We start from the raw sequence: 16,026 nt of genomic DNA on the forward strand, positions 1-16,026 counted from the left end.
AATGGTCCAATGGAGGCATGCTGTGAATACGCCGACAGAATTGCGGACGCCGCTTCTCGACGGCGTGTACGGCCCGTACGACATTCGTGCCCTGCAAGCCGAGCGGCTGCCCGGCCTCGCCCAGGAGATCAGGGAGTTCCTGGTGGACGCCGACTCCCGTGCATCCGGTTCGAGCAAAGGCCCGGGGCCGAACCGAGCCCCGGGGCCGGGCTCGGACCTGGGGGCGAGCTCGGACCTGGAGGCGAGCCTCGGCATGGTGGAGCTGACCATCGCCCTGCACCGCGTCTTCAACTCACCCCGCGACCCTCTGCTGTTCGACCGCGCCGACCAGAGTCACGTCCACGAAGTGCTCACCGGGCACCGGGACGCCACCGGGCGGCGCGCACGGACGGCCCTCTCCTGCGCCGACGGGATCGCCAGGTCCCTGCGGCTGTGCGGCGGCGCCGACCGGCACGTGGTCGCCGTCATCGACGGCGAGGCGCTCATCACCGGGGTCACCTGGGAGGCGCTCAACAGCATCGCGGCCACCGCGGACCTGCCGGTCGTCATCGTGGTCAACGACCGGGGCGGCCCGTCCCTCCCCGAGCGCGGCGGACTCGCCGAGCGCTTCCTGGACCTGGGCGAGAACGTCCTGCGCCGCACCCCGGTCGTCGGGCGCCCGCTCTTCGGAGCCCTGCACGGCGTCAAGCGCAGCCTGGGCGAACCAGCCGCTCCCCAGGGCCTTTTCGCGCACCTGGGCCTGACGTACACCGGCCCGGTCGACGGCCACAGCGTGCCCGAGCTTGAGGCGGCGCTGCGCGGGGCCAGGGACTCCGGTGGCCCGGCGATCGTGCACTGCGTGACCCGGGCGTGGACGCGCCTGCCCCAGGCCACCGGCGCGGACCCGGGCCACGAGGAGTCCTGGATCTCGGTCTTCGGCGAGGAAATGGTCAAGGCCGGCGCGGACCGGCCCGAGGCCGTCGGTGTCACGGCGGGCACACCCCGCCCCGCCGGGCTCGGCCCGTTCGCCGAGGTCTGCCCCGAGCGGGTGCACGACGCGGGCGGCGCCGAACAGCACGCCGTCGCCTCGGCCGCGGGACTGGCCGCGGGCGGCCTCCACCCCGTCGTGGCGGTGGGCGCCTCCTTCCTGCACCGCGCTCTGGGCCAGGTCCTGACGGACGTCGCGGGGCCGATGCGGGGCGTGACGTTCGTGGTGGACGGGGCGGCACGGACCGAAGGTGCGGGGGAGGGGCAGGGCGGCACGTCGGACCTCGCGCTGCCGCGTCTTGTCCCCGGCCTCCGGATCGCCGTACCGCGCGACGGCGCCCGGTTGCGGGCCCAGCTGCGCAGGGCCATCGACATCGACGACGCGCCCACGGCGATCCACTTGCCCCGGGGGCCCGTCGGGCCCGACATCGAGGCCGTGGGCCACGACCACGGCGTCGACGTGCTGCACCGGACCGCCGACGGCCCACGCGACGTACTCGTCGTCTCGGTGGGAGCGATGGCTCACATCAGTCTGGTGGCTGCCGGGCTCCTGGAGGCGCGCGGTGTGGGTGTGACCGTCGTGGACCCGGGCTGGGTCGAGCCCCTCGACCCGCGGGTCGCCGAACTCGCCCTGGCCCACCGGCTCGTGGTCACCGTCGAGGAAGGCGGCCGGGCGGGCGGTGTCGGGGCGGGGCTCGCCGAGACCTTGAACGACGCCTCGGCCCGCGTACGCGTGCTGCGCCTCGCGAGCGGTACGGCGGAGCCCGGCCTGAGCGGGCCCGGCCTGGCGCAGGCCGTACTGACCGGGCCCGGCCTGGCGCAGGCCGTCCTGAGCGGGCTTCTTCAGGACTGAGGCGTCGCCGCGCTCCGACGGATGCAACGGCCCCTTTAGCCGGCCCCTCCAAGGTGGGGCCACCGGCAACAGCGGCTGAAGGGGAACGCCATGGACAGGGTGGACGCCTCCTTCGGCTACTGGGCGTGGGAGGTGCCCCCCGGGCGTCCCGCGCCCCTGCGGCTGCTGCTCGGACTCGCCGTGTTCCTCGGCGGCGCGGCGGCGCTCCACGCCGGGGGAGCCGATGGCCCCGCACTCGTGCTCACCGGCGTGCTCGTCGCCTACCACGCCGCCGCCCTCGACCACGTCGCATGGCTGCTGCGGCACTGACGCGCGGCCGTCCGGCCCCTGATAAGCGTGCCCCGCCACTGACAGGAGAAGAGAGACGTGACGACAGCAGTGACGACCACCGAGGCGGAGCGGGTCGGCCCCCTGGACAGGCTGCGCGCGCTGCACCGGGAGCGGCGCATCGCGGCTGAGTACCCGGCGGTGCCCGCACTCCTCGCCGAACTCGCGGCATCACCCACGGGGCTTGCGGACCTCACCCGCGCGGGCAGGCTGCTCGCCCGCGTCGAGCCGGACAGCGTCCGGGAACTGCACCCTGGCGCCGCACCGGCCACCGTCGCGATCACCGGACACGGCATGCTGGACGCCCTGCCCCCGGCCCTGACCGCCCAGTTCGCCCGGCACGGCATTCCACTGCGGACCACCGACACGGAGTACGACTCCTGGCTGCGGGACCTTCAGGACACCGGAAGCCCGCTGTACGCACCCGGCACCGACATCGCCCTGTGCGTCCTCGACGCGCCGGTCGTCTTCGACGAACTCCCCCTGCCCTGGCGGGTGGAGGACCTGGCCGCGGCGCTCGATGCCAAGCTGGAACTGATCGCCGGACTGGTGGCCCGCTACACCGAGCACGGCCCGGGAACCCTCGTGCTGAACACGCTGCCCCTCCTGAGCAGCCAGACCCACCAGCTGGTCGACCACCGCTCGCGCACCGAACTGTCCGTGCGCTGGCGCGAGTTCAACGCCGGACTGCTGCGGCTCGCCGCCGAGCACCCCCGGCTGCACGTCGTCGACCTCGACCCGCTGATCGCCGAATGCGGCCCCCTGCGCGACAGCCGGCTCGCCGCCTACGCCAAGGTGCACCTCGGCGAGGAACTGCTCGGCCGCTACGCCCGCGAGATCGGCCACCTGGCCAGGGCGTTGCGCGGCCGTGCCAAGAAGGTGCTCGTCGTGGACCTCGACAACACCCTGTGGGACGGCATCCTGGGCGACGACGGCGCCGATGGCATCGCGGCCGCCACGACCTACCGCGGCGAGGCCTTCCGCACGTTCCAGCGCGCGGTCAAGCAGATCGGGGCGCAGGGCGTGCTGCTCGCCGTGTGCAGCAAGAACGACAAGGAGCCGGTGCTCGGCGTGTTGCGCGACCACCCCGACATGGTGCTGCGGGAGGCGGACTTCACCCGGGTCAACGCCAACTGGCAGCCGAAGGACGGCAATCTCCTGGACATCGCACAGCGGCTCAACCTCGGCGTGGACAGCTTCGTCTTCGCCGACGACTCGCCCTTCGAATGCGGTCTGGTGGCCGCGAGCCTGCCCGATGTCGCCGTGATCCGGCTCGACGAGGAGCCGGCGCTGCACGTGGAGCGGCTGCTCGCCGACGGCTGGTTCGACGTCCGTGAGCTGACGGCCGAGGACCGCACGCGAGCGGGCCAGTACCGCTCCGAGGCGGACCGGCAGGACCTCCAGGAGAGCGCGGGCTCGATGGAGGAGTACCTCAAGGCTCTGGACATCCGCGTGGAGGTGTCGCCCGTACGCGACCACGAGCTGGCCAGGATCGCCCAGATCACCCTGCGGACCAACCAGTTCAACCTCACCACGCAGCGTCTCCAGCAGGCGGACGTGGTGCGGCAGAAGGCGTCAGCCGGCCATCTGGTGCTTGCCGTGCGCTCCCGCGACCGCTTCGGCGACAACGGCGTCGTCGGGGCGCTGTTCGCGCACCGCACCGCCGAGGGGCTGCGCATCGACAACATGCTGCTGAGCTGCCGGGTCTTCGCCCGCGGCATCGAGGAGGCGACGCTCGCCTCCCTGCTGACGCACGCCCGCGACTCCGGGGCGGCCGCCGTGCTGGCGAGTTACCGGCCGACCGCGAAGAACCACCGGGTCCGCGAGTTCTATCCCTCGCTCGGCTTCGAGACCACCGGGGAAAGCGCGGACGGCGCCAGGGAGTTCAGGCATTCGCTCACCGGACTGCCCGCGGTTCCCGCACATCTCACCCTCGACGTCACTTTCACCGACGCCTGATTCCGCTTCCCGGCATTCCTTCCCGGCACCCCTTCCTGGCGCCCGTCCCTATACCGGGGCGGGCGCCGGGCGCGTTCGGGCCCGCACAAGCGCCGCCTTAGCGCCTCGACGGAGCATCACGCTGTCCGAACAATCCTCGCCGGCGCCAAGCCAGCGGATCGTGGAGAGGTCAGGGAAAGAAGTTGACAACCTTCCGAACCTTTACGGAACTGGTCCTGGCGCGCACCAGCGCGCTCGGCCCCAAGGACGCCTTCATCTTTCTGCCGGACGACGCCAAGGGCTCGGCTCCGCAGCATCTGACGTACAGCCAACTCGACCAGGAGGCACGGCGGATCGGCTCCTGGCTGCAGGAGCGCGGGGCGTCCGGGCGCCAGGTCCTGCTGCTCTACCCCTCGGGTCTGGAATTCATCAAGGCCTTCGTCGGCTGCCTGTACGCGGGAGCCGTGGCCGTGCCCGCGCCGCTTCCCACCGAGCAGGGCCAGCACTTCGCCCGGGTCTCGGGAATCCTGCGGGACGCCGAGGCACGCGCGGTGCTGACCGACGGGGGCAACGCCCCTGAGATCTCCGCCTGGCTCGCGGCCGAGGGCATGTCGGACGTGGACTGCCTGGCCACCGACTCCGCCGACTACGGCGACGCCGGAGCCTGGAGCGAGCCGTCGCTCACGCCGGACAACCTCGCCTTCCTGCAGTACACGTCGGGATCGACGAGCGAGCCCAAGGGTGTCATGGTCTCGCACCACAACCTGCTCGCCAACGAGGCCGCCATCCAGCGCTCCGTCGGCTCCAACTCGCAGACACGCTACGGCGGTTGGCTGCCCTTCTACCACGACATGGGCCTGATCGGTCACATACTCCAGCCGCTCTTCCTCGGCGGCTCCGCCTCCCTCATGTCGCCGGTGTCCTTCCTCAAGCGCCCGCACCGCTGGCTGCAGATGATCGGCGACTACAAGGTCACCATCGGCGGCGGCCCCAACTTCGCCTACGACCTCTGCCTGCGCCGCGTCACCGACGAGCAGCTCGCGGGCCTCGACCTCTCCAGCTGGCAGGCGGCCTGCAACGGCGCCGAGCCCGTCAGGGCCGAGACGATCCGTGCCTTCACCGAGCGCTTCGAGCCCGCCGGCTTCCGCCCCGAGACCTTCTTCCCCTGCTACGGCATGGCCGAGACGACACTCCTCGTCTCCGGCACCCCGCGCGGCACCCGCCCCGTCGTCCTCGGCGTCGACTCCGAGGCCCTGGAGGCAGGACAGCTCGCCGACCCGCGTGCCGACGAGCCGAGCCGCACCCTGGTCAGCAGCGGCGTCTTCCACGACTTCGACGTCCGCATCGTCGACCCGGAGACCTTCCAGGAGCGGCCCGAAGGATCCGTCGGCGAGATCTGGGCCAAGGGCGACAGCGTGGCGAGCGGCTACTGGAAGCGGCCCCTCACCAACAAGGAGATCTTCGACGCGGCCATCAGCGACGGCAAGGGCGGCCATGACGAGGGCGGCTGGCTGCGCACCGGCGACCTGGGCGTCCTGGAGGACGGCCAGCTCTATGTGACGGGTCGCCTCAAGGAGCTCGTCATCGTCGCGGGCCGCAACCTCTACCCGACGGACATCGAGCGGGCCGTGCAGAGCACCGACAAGGCGCTCGGCACCGGCTCGGGGGCGGTGTTCGCGGTGGAGACCGACCGGGAGCACCTGGTCGTCGTACAGGAGGTGCGCACCAGTTCCGTCAGCACCGACCTGCGCACCCTGGCCACCGGCGTCCAGGCGCTCATCGGCCGCGAGCTCAACATCCCCGCGGGCAATGTGCTCCTCGTCCGCCCCGGCACCATCCGCAAGACGACCAGCGGAAAGATCCAGCGGACCCTGATGCGGCAGCTGTTCCTCAAGGGGCAGATCACCCCGCTGTACGAGGTGCTCGAGCCCGGTGTGCGCAGCCTGGTCGCCGATGCCACCGACCGTCCGCTGGAAACGGTGATCTGACATGGAGCATCCGCCGTACCGGCTGGCCGGGGACCTCGACCGTTTCCTCGGGGACCCGAACGACCCGCAGGAGACGTTCTCCTACGCGCGCTGCGCGGAGCTGGACGAGAAGGAGGAGTTCCCCGCGGACATCTGCCGCCGCCTTCAGGAGTGGGGCCTCTCCGGCTACTACGTGCCGGTCCAGCACGGCGGACAGCTCCGCGACTACGAACAGCTGCTCCAGCTCACCCGTGTCGTCGCCCGGCGCGATCTGACCGCTGCCATCGGCCACGGCAAGACCTACCTCGGCGGTGTCTGCGTGTGGATCGCGGGCAGCGCGGAGCAGGGCGAGCGGCTCGGCGCCGACATCAAGGCAGGCGTCCCCGTCTCGCTCGGCCTCACCGAACGCGCCCACGGCAGCGATCTGCTCGCCGGCGAGGTGCGGGTCGAGGAGACCGCGGCGGAGCCCGGCGGCTGGTTGGTCAGCGGCGAGAAGTGGCTGATCAACAACGCCACCCGAGGCTCCGTCCTGTCCCTGCTCACCCGCACCGACCCGGCCGGCGGGCCGCGTGGCTTCAGCGTCCTGCTCGTCGACAAGCGCGAGCTCGACGAGGGCAGCTACCGTCATCTGCCCAAGGTGCACACCCACGGCATCCGCGGCGCCGACATCTCCGGCATCACCTTCGACGGGGCCCGAGTGCCGCGCCAGTGCCTGGTCGGCGCCGAGGGCGGCGGAGCCGAAATCGTCATCAAGGCCCTGCAGCTGACCCGCACCATGTGCGCGTCGCTCTCCCTGGGCGCCGGAGACCACGGCCTTCGCATCGCCCTGGACTTCGCCGAGGAGCGCGAGCTGTACGGGCGACGGATGGTCGATCTGCCCAAGGCACGCGGAACCCTGGCCACCGCGGCGGCCGACCTGCTCCTCAACGAGGCCCTCGCGCTCGTCGCGTCCCGCGCCGTGCACACCCAGACCGCCGAGATGAGTCTCACCGCGGCGGTCTCCAAATACCTGCTGCCCTCCGGCACGGAGGCGGTCCTCGGCGAACTCAGAGGCCTCCTCGGTGCTCGTGCCTTCCTCAGGGACGTGTACGCGGACGGCAGGTTCCAGAAGGTCGAGCGGGACCACCGCATCGTCGGTCTCTTCGACGGCAACACGCTGGTGAACCTCAACTCCCTGGTGAACCAGTTCCGTTCGCTGGTACGCGGCTACCGACGCGGCACCGGCGACAGCGAGGGCGCGGCCACCGCCTACGACCTGGGCGCGCCGCTGCCCCCGCTCGACCCTTCGAAGCTGTCCCTCGTCGCGCGGCGCGGCAGCGGAGTCATCGCGGGCCTCGAGGCATCCGTCGACGACATCGCCCGGCGGGCCGCCGGTGAACCGGCGTTGGGCCCGGCAGCCGCCGCGGCCCGGCGGCTGCTCGCCGTCACCGCCGAGGTGCACACCGAGATGGAGACCCACCAGGGCGTCCTCACCGACGTACCGCCCGCGGCCTTCGAAACGGCACGCCGCTACACCCTCTGCTACGCGGGCGCCGCCTGCGTCGGCCTCTGGGCCCACAGCGCCGAACGGGCCGCCCAGGGCGCCACCGGGCCCCTGTGGTGCGACGGACTGTGGCTGCGCGCCGCCCTCGACCGCGTCCTGGTCCGCCTGGGCGAGCCCGGCGACGGCGAGCCCCGGATGTACGAGGAGCTGCTCGCGCACCTGCGGCTCGCCCGCACGGACGGTCGGCTGTTCTCGCTGCTCCCGCAAGGGGAGCCCGAGCCGCCCGCCCCTGAAACCACCGGCGCTCTGGCCGGAGAGAACGAGAGGACGTCATGCTGATCGGTGCCGCGCCCCAAGGAGCGCACGCAGGGGACGTCGACCACCCGGACACCGGGCAGGAGTCGCGGGTCACCGCGCGCGTCGCCGAACTCGAGGCGCGCCTCGGAGACCCCACGGCCGACGGCAACGACCTCTCGTACGCCCACCTCCTGGCGGCCGACGAGGCCGGCGAGATCTCCGAAACCGGTGAGCGTGTCCTGGACGACGTGGTCCTCAACGCCGACTTCGTGCCGCGCGAGCACGGCGGCCGGCTGGAACGGATCGACACCCTGGTGCGGGTGATGCGCCAGGTCTTCCGCCGCGACGTCACCCTCGGCCTTGGCTATGGAGTGACCTCCTTCATGGCGGGCGTCAACGTATGGACCGCGGGCTCCACCGACCAGCGCGACCGCCTCGCCCGGCTGCTGCTCGGCGGCGGCAAGGTCTCCGTCGCGTACCACGAACTGGCGCACGGCAACGACTTCGTGCGCAACGAGTTCGAGGCCAGGTCGGCGCCGGACGGCGGCTATCTGCTCAACGGCGCCAAGCAGGTCATCAACAACGCCGACCGGGCCGATGCCTGGGTGCTGTTCAGCCGCACGAGCCCGGCGCCCGGCAGCCGCAGCCACTCGGTGATCCTCGCCGAGAGGGCCGGTCTCGACGCGGACACCTACCGCGTCCTTCCCCGGTACGACGCGGTCGGTGTCCGCGGCTGCCATCTGTCGGGGCTCCACTTCGATGACACCCCGGTGCCCGCCGACGCACTGGTCGGCGAGACCGGCAAGGGCGTCGAACTCGCCCTGCGCGCCTTCCAGATCACCCGTAGCGCGGTGCCCGGCATGGCGCTCGGCGCGGCGGACACCTCGCTGCGCACCGTGGTCGGTTTCGCACTCGGCAGGGAGCTGTACCGCAAGTCCGTGATGGACATCCCGCACGCCAAGGCGACCCTGTCCGGGGCCTTCCTCGACCTGCTGGTCTGCGACAGCCTCTCGCTCGCCGCCACTCGGGCCGTGCACGTCCTGCCCGACGAGACGAGCGTGTACGCCGCGGCCACGAAGTACCTCGTACCGAAGATGCTCACCGAGACGATGCACGACCTGTCGATCATCCTCGGCGCCCGTTTCTACGTCCGTGAGGGCGAGTTCGGGATCTTCCAGAAGCACATCCGCGACCTGCCGGTGCTCAGCCTCGGCCACGCGGGCTCGGTGGCCTGCCAGGCCACGATCATCCCGCAGCTGGCCCGGCTCGCACGCCGCGCCTGGTTCAGCGACGATCCGGCGCCGGCCACGCTCTTCAGGCTCCGCGAGGACCTGGGGCCGATCCCGTTCGACCGGCTCACCCTCGCCAGCGGCAAGGACGGGCTGAGCGCCTCGCTGGTCGCCGCTGTCGACGAACTGCCCAGCGCCAGCCCCGAGGAGCGCGCCGTGCACGGCGTCGCGCTGAAGATGATGGACGAACTGCGCCAGCTCCAGGAGGCGAGCCTCGCTCTCGCCCCCCAGGACCGCACCGCCCTGGCCAGCCCCGCCACCTTCGCCCTGGCCGACCGCTACGCCGTGCTGCTGGCCGCGGCCTCGGCGATCGGCGTCTGGCAGCAGGCTCGTGACGGAGCCGACCCGTTCCTCGCCGACCCCGCCTGGCTCGCCGCCGTGCTGCACCGGCTCGCCCGGCGGCTCGGTCAACAGCCGCCGGAACTCCCGGAGTCCGTGGACGCCCGGGTGCACGACGAAGTCCTGCGCAGGTACCGCGAGCGCAGGAGCTACGACCTGTACAACACGCCGCTGGCCGGCTGACCGACGAGAACAGCCGTGGCGAGCAAGCCGCGCAAGAGCAGCATCACCGTCGGCCTCACCGCCGACCGACCCTCGCCGAGGAGCGCACCATGCCCGTACCGACCACCGAACACACCCGCGAGTCACTGACCACGTGGTTGTCCGAGCGCATCGCCCTCTACCTGAAACGACAGCCGTCCGAGATCCATCCGACGGTGCCGCTCGCCGAGTACGGGCTCGACTCCGTCGCCGCCTTCAGCCTGTGCGGCGACATCGAGGAGGACTTCGACTTCATCCTCGAACCCACCGCGGCCTGGGACTACCCGACGGTGCAGGCGCTCACCGACCACCTGCTCGAGGGGTTCGCCGCCACCGCGGAAGGGGGCGCCGCCTGATGGAACCGATCGCCATCGTCGGCATCGACTGCAGGTTCCCGGGGGCGCGGGACACCCGCGCCTACTGGGACCTGCTGATGCGCTCAGGAGACGGTGTGGGGGAGGTGCCCCGGCTGCGATGGGACGCCAAGGAGTTCCATTCGGCGGCCGGTGCCGAAGGGCACACCAACACCACTGAAGGCGGGTTCGTCAGCGATCCCGACGCCTTCGACAACGAGTTCTTCACCATCTCGCCGCGCGAGGCCGCGGCCATGGACCCCCAGCAGCGGCTGCTCCTGCAGTGTGCCTGGCGCGCCGTCGAGGACTCCGGGCTCCCGCCGCAGCGCCTCGCCGGGTCCGCCACCGGCGTGTTCGTGGGGATCATGGGCAACGAATGGGCGCAGCTGCACCTCACCGACTACGACAACGTCACCGCCCAGATCGGCTCCGGCAACGGCTACTGCATGACGGCCAACCGCATCTCGTACCACCTGGACCTCAAGGGCCCCAGCCTGGCCATCGACACCGCCTGCTCCTCCTCCCTGGTCGCCGTGCACCTGGCGGCGAACGCCCTGCTGTCCGAGGAGTGCGACGTGGCGATCGCGGGGGGCGTCAACATCGCCCTCACGCCCGCCCTGTCGATCTTCTACACCCAGGCGGGCCTCTCGTCCCCCGACGGCCGCTGCAAGCCCTTCAGCTCCGAGGCCGACGGCATCGGCCGGGGCGAGGGCGTCGGTGTGGTGGTCCTGCGCAGGCTCAAGGACGCCGTCGCCGACGGACAGCGGGTGTACGCGGTGATCCGTGGCACCGCCGTCAACCAGGACGGGCGCAGCAACGGCATCACGGCGCCCAACCGCTGGGCCCAGCAGGAGGTGCTGGACGCCGCGTACCGCAGGGCCGGCGTCGACGCGGCCGACGTCGCGTTCACCGAGGGGCACGGCACGGGCACGGCCCTCGGCGACATGATGGAGATCAAGGCGCTCGGCCACCATCACGCGACGCGCGGCGGCAAGCCGATGGCGCTCGGCTCCGTCAAGGGCAACCTCGGTCACACCGAAGGCGCCGCGGGCATCGCGGGGCTCATCAAGGTGGCCCTCTCCCTGCACCACAAGGTCGTGCCGGCGAGCCGCTTCGCCATCAAGGAGAACGCCGCGCTGAAGCTGCGCGACCACGGACTGCGGCTCCTCAAGGCGCCGTTGAAGCTGGGGGCCGACACCGTGGTCGCCGGGCTCAGCAGTTTCGGCATGGGCGGCACGAACGCGCACGCGGTTCTGGAGAGCGCCCCCGTCCACGCCGCGCGCCCCGCACCCCGGCCGGGTCCGCAGGACAGTGGCATCGGGCCAGCCGTCTTCACGCTCACCGCGCCGAGCGCGGCGGCCCTGCGCCGCAATCTGCTGGCGCAGGCGGACACCGTGGCCGCCCGCCGGGTGCCCGTGGGGCCGCTCAGCTGGAGCAGCAACCACGTCAAGAGCGGGCACCGCCACCGCTTCGCGGTCTCCGCGTCCGACACCGCCGAACTCGTCGCGAAGCTGCGGGCGGCCGTCGACGAGCCGGACCTCCTGGCCCGGCTCACCGGCACACCCACGGGCCGGCCGCGCACCGCGTTCCTGTTCACCGGGCAGGGCTCGCAGTACGCGGGGATGACGGCCGGACTGCACCGCGACTCGGCGCTCTATCGCGGCTTCCTCGACGAGGCCGACGACGCTCTGCTGCCGTACACGGGCAAGTCCGTACGTGATCTGCTCCTCGGCGGTGACGAGGACGTCCACCTCACGCGCTGGACCCAGCCCGCCCTGTTCGCCGTCGGGTACGCGCTCGGCCGGACCCTCGAAGCGCTCGGGGTACGCCCCGACATGCTCCTGGGCCACAGCGTCGGCGAATTCGCGACGGCCTGTCTGTCGGGTGCGTTGCCGCTGCACGGCGCGGCCCGGCTCATCGCGGCCCGCGGCGAGATGATGCAGGAACTCCCCGAAGGCGGCGGCATGCTGGCCGTCCGGGCGGGGCGCGAGGATCTGGAGAGCCGGGTCGCCGAAGAGCCGCTGGTGGGTATCGCCGCCGTCAACGGACCCCTGGCGAGCGTGCTCTCCGGCGATCTCACCGTCCTGGGGCGGATCGAGGACGAGCTCAAGCGGGACGGGGTCCGCACCCGCCGTCTGAAGGTGTCCCACGCCTTCCACTCACCCCTGATGGGTCCGATGCTGGAACGGTTCTCCGAGATCGCGGAGGAAGTGGGCGGCGGTGTTCCCGGGCTGCCCGTGTACTCCTCGGTGCGCGGCCGTGCCCTGGCGGACGGCGAGGCGATGGACGCCGCGTACTGGGTGGCGCACATCAGCTCTCCGGTGCTCTTCGCCGACGCGGCCGAAGAAGTCCTCGCGGACGGCGCCACCCACCTGGTCGAGATCGGCCCGAGCCCCGTCCTGACCACGCTCATCCGCAGGTTCGGCGGCACACCACCCGGGGCAGGACCCGCCCAGATCACTCCGGTGCGCGGCGTCGAATCCGGCGGTCAGGACCTGTCCGACGCGCTCGCCGCGCTCTACCGAGGCGGCGTCGACCCGCACTGGGACGCCGCGTACGGCACGCAGGAGCGCGTCCCGCAGCAGCTCGCCCCGTACGCCTTCAGCGACGACCACCGCTACTGGGCGGCGCACACACCCACCCGCGGCGGTGCGGCCCCCCGGTCGGCCGGGCCCGTCGCCGTACCGGCGCCCGAACAGCAGCCCGCCGCCGAGGAGCCGTTGTCCGAGCCCACGGGGGTGCTGACGCTCACCCGTGGTCAGGACGACGACCCGGTGGCCCTCGCCGTCCAGGCGGCCGTCGGACAGGTCGGCGGCTACAGCGGCGAGGAACTCGCACCGCAGCTGCGGCTCTACGAAGACCTCGGCTTCGACTCCGTAATGATCATGGAGCTGAAGAACCGCCTAGAGGAACGGCTCACCGGCATCGGTCAACTGACCGTCCAGGACCTGCTGCCCAGGCTCTCCTCTGTCGGAGACCTCGTCAGCTTCCTGTGCGAACAGGGCGCCGCGCTCCCCGGCCACGCGCTTTCCGGCCACGAAGAGAGGACGGCATGAGCAAGGACCAGGAAGAACCGACCACCCCGACCGCGTACCTCGCGTCCATCGGTACCGCCCTGCCGGGCGACCCGGTGGACAACGCCGACCTGGCCAAGGTGCTCGGCGTCAACGAGGAGTGGATCGAGGTCTTCATCGGTACCAGGACCCGGCACTTCGCCCGCGACCTGGCCACCGGAGAGATCCGTTTCTCGCTCGCCGACCTGTGCGCACGGGCCGCGGAGAAGGCACTGGCCGCGCCGGGTGTCGACCCCTCGGACATCGACTTCATCGTCCTGGGCACCGCGACGCCCGACACCCTGATGCCCGCCACCGTCAACGACGTCGCCGACCAGCTGGGCCTTGACCAAGTGCCCACCTTCCAGCTCCAGTCCGGCTGCGCGGGCGCCGTCCAGGCACTCAGCCTCGCCCAGACCATGATCGCCTCCGGGCAGTACCGGACCGGCCTGGTCATCGGCGGCGACGTGTGCAGCAAACACCTCGACGTGCAGCGCGACCTGTCCGACGCCGCCCCCAGCGACCTCGTCAACTTCGTGCTCTTCGGGGACGGCGCAGGCGCGGCCGTGCTCACCCACAAGCCCGTCGGCGCGCGCGTCGCCGTACGCCATGTCCTCAACCGCTTCACGGGCCTGGGGCGGCAACCCGGCCAGGTCATCGAGTGGTTCGGCCTCGCCGACCGCCACGACGACCGGCAGGCGCTCACCGAGGACTACAAGGCGATCGAGGAAGGCGTGCCCGTGCTGGCCGCCGAGATCCTCTGGGAGCTTCTCGGTGAACTCGACTGGGACGCGGACCAGTTGGACTACCTGCTGCCGCCCCAGCTGTCCGGCCGGATGACCCGCCTCATCACCGAGCAGCTCGGTCTGCCCACCGCCCGCGAGGTGTCCTGCGTGGCGGACACCGGCAACAACGGCAACGCCCTGCCCTTTCTGCAGATCGAGATGCTGCTCGAGGAGATGGCCGGCGGCGAGAAGGCTCTCGCGGTCGCCGTCGAGTCCAGCAAGTGGATCAAAGCCGGCTTCGCCCTGGAGAAGATATGAGCACCAGCACCGACACCTTCACCCTCGACGACTTCACGCGGCTCGTCCGCGACGATCTCGGCCTGTCCCTGGGACCCGGACAGGTGACCGCCGACTTCGACGAACTGCCCGACTGGGACTCCCTCTACCTCCTCAAGCTCGTGAGCAGCCTGGAGACCGCCACCGGGCACCGCGTGTCCGTCGGCAAGGTCCTGGAGGCCCGCAGCCTGAAGGAGATCTACGACCTGGCGGTCACAGAATGAACGGCGCCGCCCACACCGTCACCGAACGACGCCGCAGGCACACCCTGTACTTCCTGGAATGGGCCGCGGCGCAACGCCCGGTGCACCTGGACACCGACGTCGACATGACGCGCATCCAGGAACACCGGGCAGCGGCCCGCTCCCGGGGCGTCCGCTTCTCGGTGGTCAGCTATCTGCTGTACGCCGCGGGGCGCGCCCTGGACCGGCACCCGCAGGCCAACGCGGTCATGGCGGCCCGCAGGACCGGAATCCTGCGACCGCCACGGATCGTCCGCTTCCCGAGCGTCACCGCCAAACTCGCCCTGGACCGGCCCGTCGGGGGAGAGCGCGCCGTGCTCTCCGCCCTCGTGCCGGACCTGGAGCGCGCCGGACTGCGCGAGATACAGCAGCAGGTCGACCGCTACCGCGGCGAACAGGCCGCGGAACTGCCCGAGTTCAAGGGCGTCAAGATGCTCGGACGGCTCCCGGCCGCCCTCGGCCGCGCCGCCTTCGCGGCCGCCCTGCGCGATCCCGGCAAACGCCCCGGCGTGTTCGGCACCGTCTCGGTCAGCTCACTTGGCCACTCGGCGGTCGACGGCTTCCACTCGGCGGGCGGCACCGCCGTCACGTTGTGCGCGGGGCGCATCGCCGAGCGGGCCGTGGTCCGCGACGACCGGATCGTGGCCGCACCCGTCATGCGGCTCGGCCTCACCTTCGACCACCGGGTGATCGACGGCGGGACGGCTGCCGACCTGCTGACCGATCTCCACCACACCATGGAGGCCTTCGATGATGGCTCCAGGGCGGAAATTCCCGGCCCGGACCCTAGGGGAGCCGATCGCGATATCGGGGCCCGGCGGGGACTGGAGCAAGGTACGCGCTGACCTGGAACGGCACGCCTCGGCGCTCCTCTACGCCCACCTGGACGACTGGCGTCCGGAACGGGCGGGAGGCCCACGCCTGCGTGCCCTGCTGGGCCGCGACTGGGCGCGGTTCCTCGAGCTGACCCACCCGGACGTGCGCACGCGCTTCGCCTCGTCGCGGGTGCTGCTCAAGTTCGCCGCCGCGGCCGCGCTCCATGTGCCGCCCCAGTCCATCGAGTTGGGGTACCTGCACACCGGCAGGCCCTACCTGCGCGGCTACGACGGTGTGCACATCAGCCTCAGCCACACCGACGAGCTGCTCCTGGTGGGCCTCGCCACCGGGGGAGTGATCGGCGTCGACGCCGAACGCTCCGACCGCAAACTGTACGGACCCGGCCTCGGCCGGCATCTGTGCACCGCGCACGAGGTCGAGCAGATCGAGGCCATGCCGGAGCACGAACGCAATGCGGCACTCGTGCGGCTCTGGACGCTGAAGGAGGCGTACAGCAAGGCGATCGGCCTCGGCATGCAGTTCCGCTTCACCGACTTCGGCTTCGAGTCCGACGGCACCGTCCCCACCGAGGTACTGCGGCCCGACGGGACGCCGGGCTCCGCCGGCGAATGGACGTTTCGCACCTACTTCGTCGACGACACGTACACGATCAGCGTGGCGGTCGGCGACGCGGGCTTCGGCGGCACGGACGACACCGCGGCGAGCACCGCCCTGGACTCGGGGATCGTCGACGCGCTCGCCGAGGTGCTTGGCGAGGAGGAGGTGCTGGAGCCGGCGACGGACGACTGGTGGTGAACCCGGCTCCCCGGCTTGCGGGTGG

General features: G+C 71.7%; 12 protein-coding genes. All 12 read left to right on the forward strand.

Translation table 11 applies throughout. The features are described 5' to 3' along the window. Positions 1-22 precede the first annotated feature (22 nt). The 12 genes from ABXJ52_RS27780 to ABXJ52_RS27835 all read left to right on the forward strand — a co-directional run bounded on the left by ABXJ52_RS27780 (position 23) and on the right by ABXJ52_RS27835 (position 16,001). Positions 23-1,819 carry a 1-deoxy-D-xylulose-5-phosphate synthase N-terminal domain-containing protein gene (locus ABXJ52_RS27780; protein WP_367045432.1) on the forward strand — a complete coding sequence of 599 codons (1,797 nt, stop codon included), beginning with the start codon at positions 23-25 and terminating at the stop codon, positions 1,817-1,819. Positions 1,820-1,909: 90 nt separating this feature from the next. Beyond that, positions 1,910-2,128, forward strand: coding sequence for a hypothetical protein (locus ABXJ52_RS27785; RefSeq protein WP_367045434.1), 219 nt, complete (start codon positions 1,910-1,912; stop codon positions 2,126-2,128). 57 nt (positions 2,129-2,185) lie between these two features. Continuing rightward, on the forward strand, positions 2,186-4,105 hold the full coding sequence (locus ABXJ52_RS27790; protein ID WP_367045436.1) for an HAD-IIIC family phosphatase: 1,920 nt from the start codon (positions 2,186-2,188) through the stop codon (positions 4,103-4,105). Positions 4,106-4,287: 182 nt separating this feature from the next. Continuing rightward, complete coding sequence (locus ABXJ52_RS27795; RefSeq protein WP_367045438.1) at positions 4,288-6,072, forward strand: fatty acyl-AMP ligase; 1,785 nt, start codon at positions 4,288-4,290, stop codon at positions 6,070-6,072. 1 nt (position 6,073) lies between these two features. Next, complete coding sequence (locus tag ABXJ52_RS27800) at positions 6,074-7,873, forward strand: acyl-CoA dehydrogenase family protein (protein ID WP_367045439.1); 1,800 nt, start codon at positions 6,074-6,076, stop codon at positions 7,871-7,873. Continuing rightward, complete coding sequence (locus ABXJ52_RS27805; protein ID WP_367045440.1) at positions 7,867-9,642, forward strand: acyl-CoA dehydrogenase; 1,776 nt, start codon at positions 7,867-7,869, stop codon at positions 9,640-9,642. The genes ABXJ52_RS27800 and ABXJ52_RS27805 overlap by 7 nt, the downstream gene beginning before the upstream one ends. Positions 9,643-9,731: 89 nt before the next feature. Then, entirely contained in the window at positions 9,732-10,016 is a 285-nt protein-coding gene (locus ABXJ52_RS27810; RefSeq protein ID WP_344525209.1) for an acyl carrier protein, read from the forward strand. Continuing rightward, entirely contained in the window at positions 10,016-13,069 is a 3,054-nt protein-coding gene (locus tag ABXJ52_RS27815; protein WP_367045441.1) for a beta-ketoacyl synthase N-terminal-like domain-containing protein, read from the forward strand. Before ABXJ52_RS27810 ends, ABXJ52_RS27815 begins: the two co-directional genes overlap by 1 nt. After that, positions 13,066-14,109: a 3-oxoacyl-ACP synthase III family protein gene (locus tag ABXJ52_RS27820; RefSeq protein ID WP_367045443.1), complete on the forward strand. Its 1,044-nt coding sequence runs from the start codon at positions 13,066-13,068 to the stop codon at positions 14,107-14,109. The genes ABXJ52_RS27815 and ABXJ52_RS27820 overlap by 4 nt, the downstream gene beginning before the upstream one ends. Beyond that, positions 14,106-14,351: an acyl carrier protein gene (locus tag ABXJ52_RS27825; RefSeq protein WP_367045445.1), complete on the forward strand. Its 246-nt coding sequence runs from the start codon at positions 14,106-14,108 to the stop codon at positions 14,349-14,351. The genes ABXJ52_RS27820 and ABXJ52_RS27825 overlap by 4 nt, the downstream gene beginning before the upstream one ends. Beyond that, positions 14,348-15,214: a 2-oxo acid dehydrogenase subunit E2 gene (locus ABXJ52_RS27830; protein ID WP_367045446.1), complete on the forward strand. Its 867-nt coding sequence runs from the start codon at positions 14,348-14,350 to the stop codon at positions 15,212-15,214. The genes ABXJ52_RS27825 and ABXJ52_RS27830 overlap by 4 nt, the downstream gene beginning before the upstream one ends. After that, a complete protein-coding gene (locus ABXJ52_RS27835) occupies positions 15,120-16,001 on the forward strand; it encodes a 4'-phosphopantetheinyl transferase superfamily protein (RefSeq protein ID WP_367045448.1) in 882 nt (293 codons plus the stop codon). Before ABXJ52_RS27830 ends, ABXJ52_RS27835 begins: the two co-directional genes overlap by 95 nt. The last annotated feature ends 25 nt before the right edge of the window (positions 16,002-16,026 follow it).

This window comes from Streptomyces sp. Je 1-332 (assembly GCF_040730185.1).
In the GTDB taxonomy this organism is placed as follows: Bacteria; Actinomycetota; Actinomycetes; order Streptomycetales; family Streptomycetaceae; genus Streptomyces.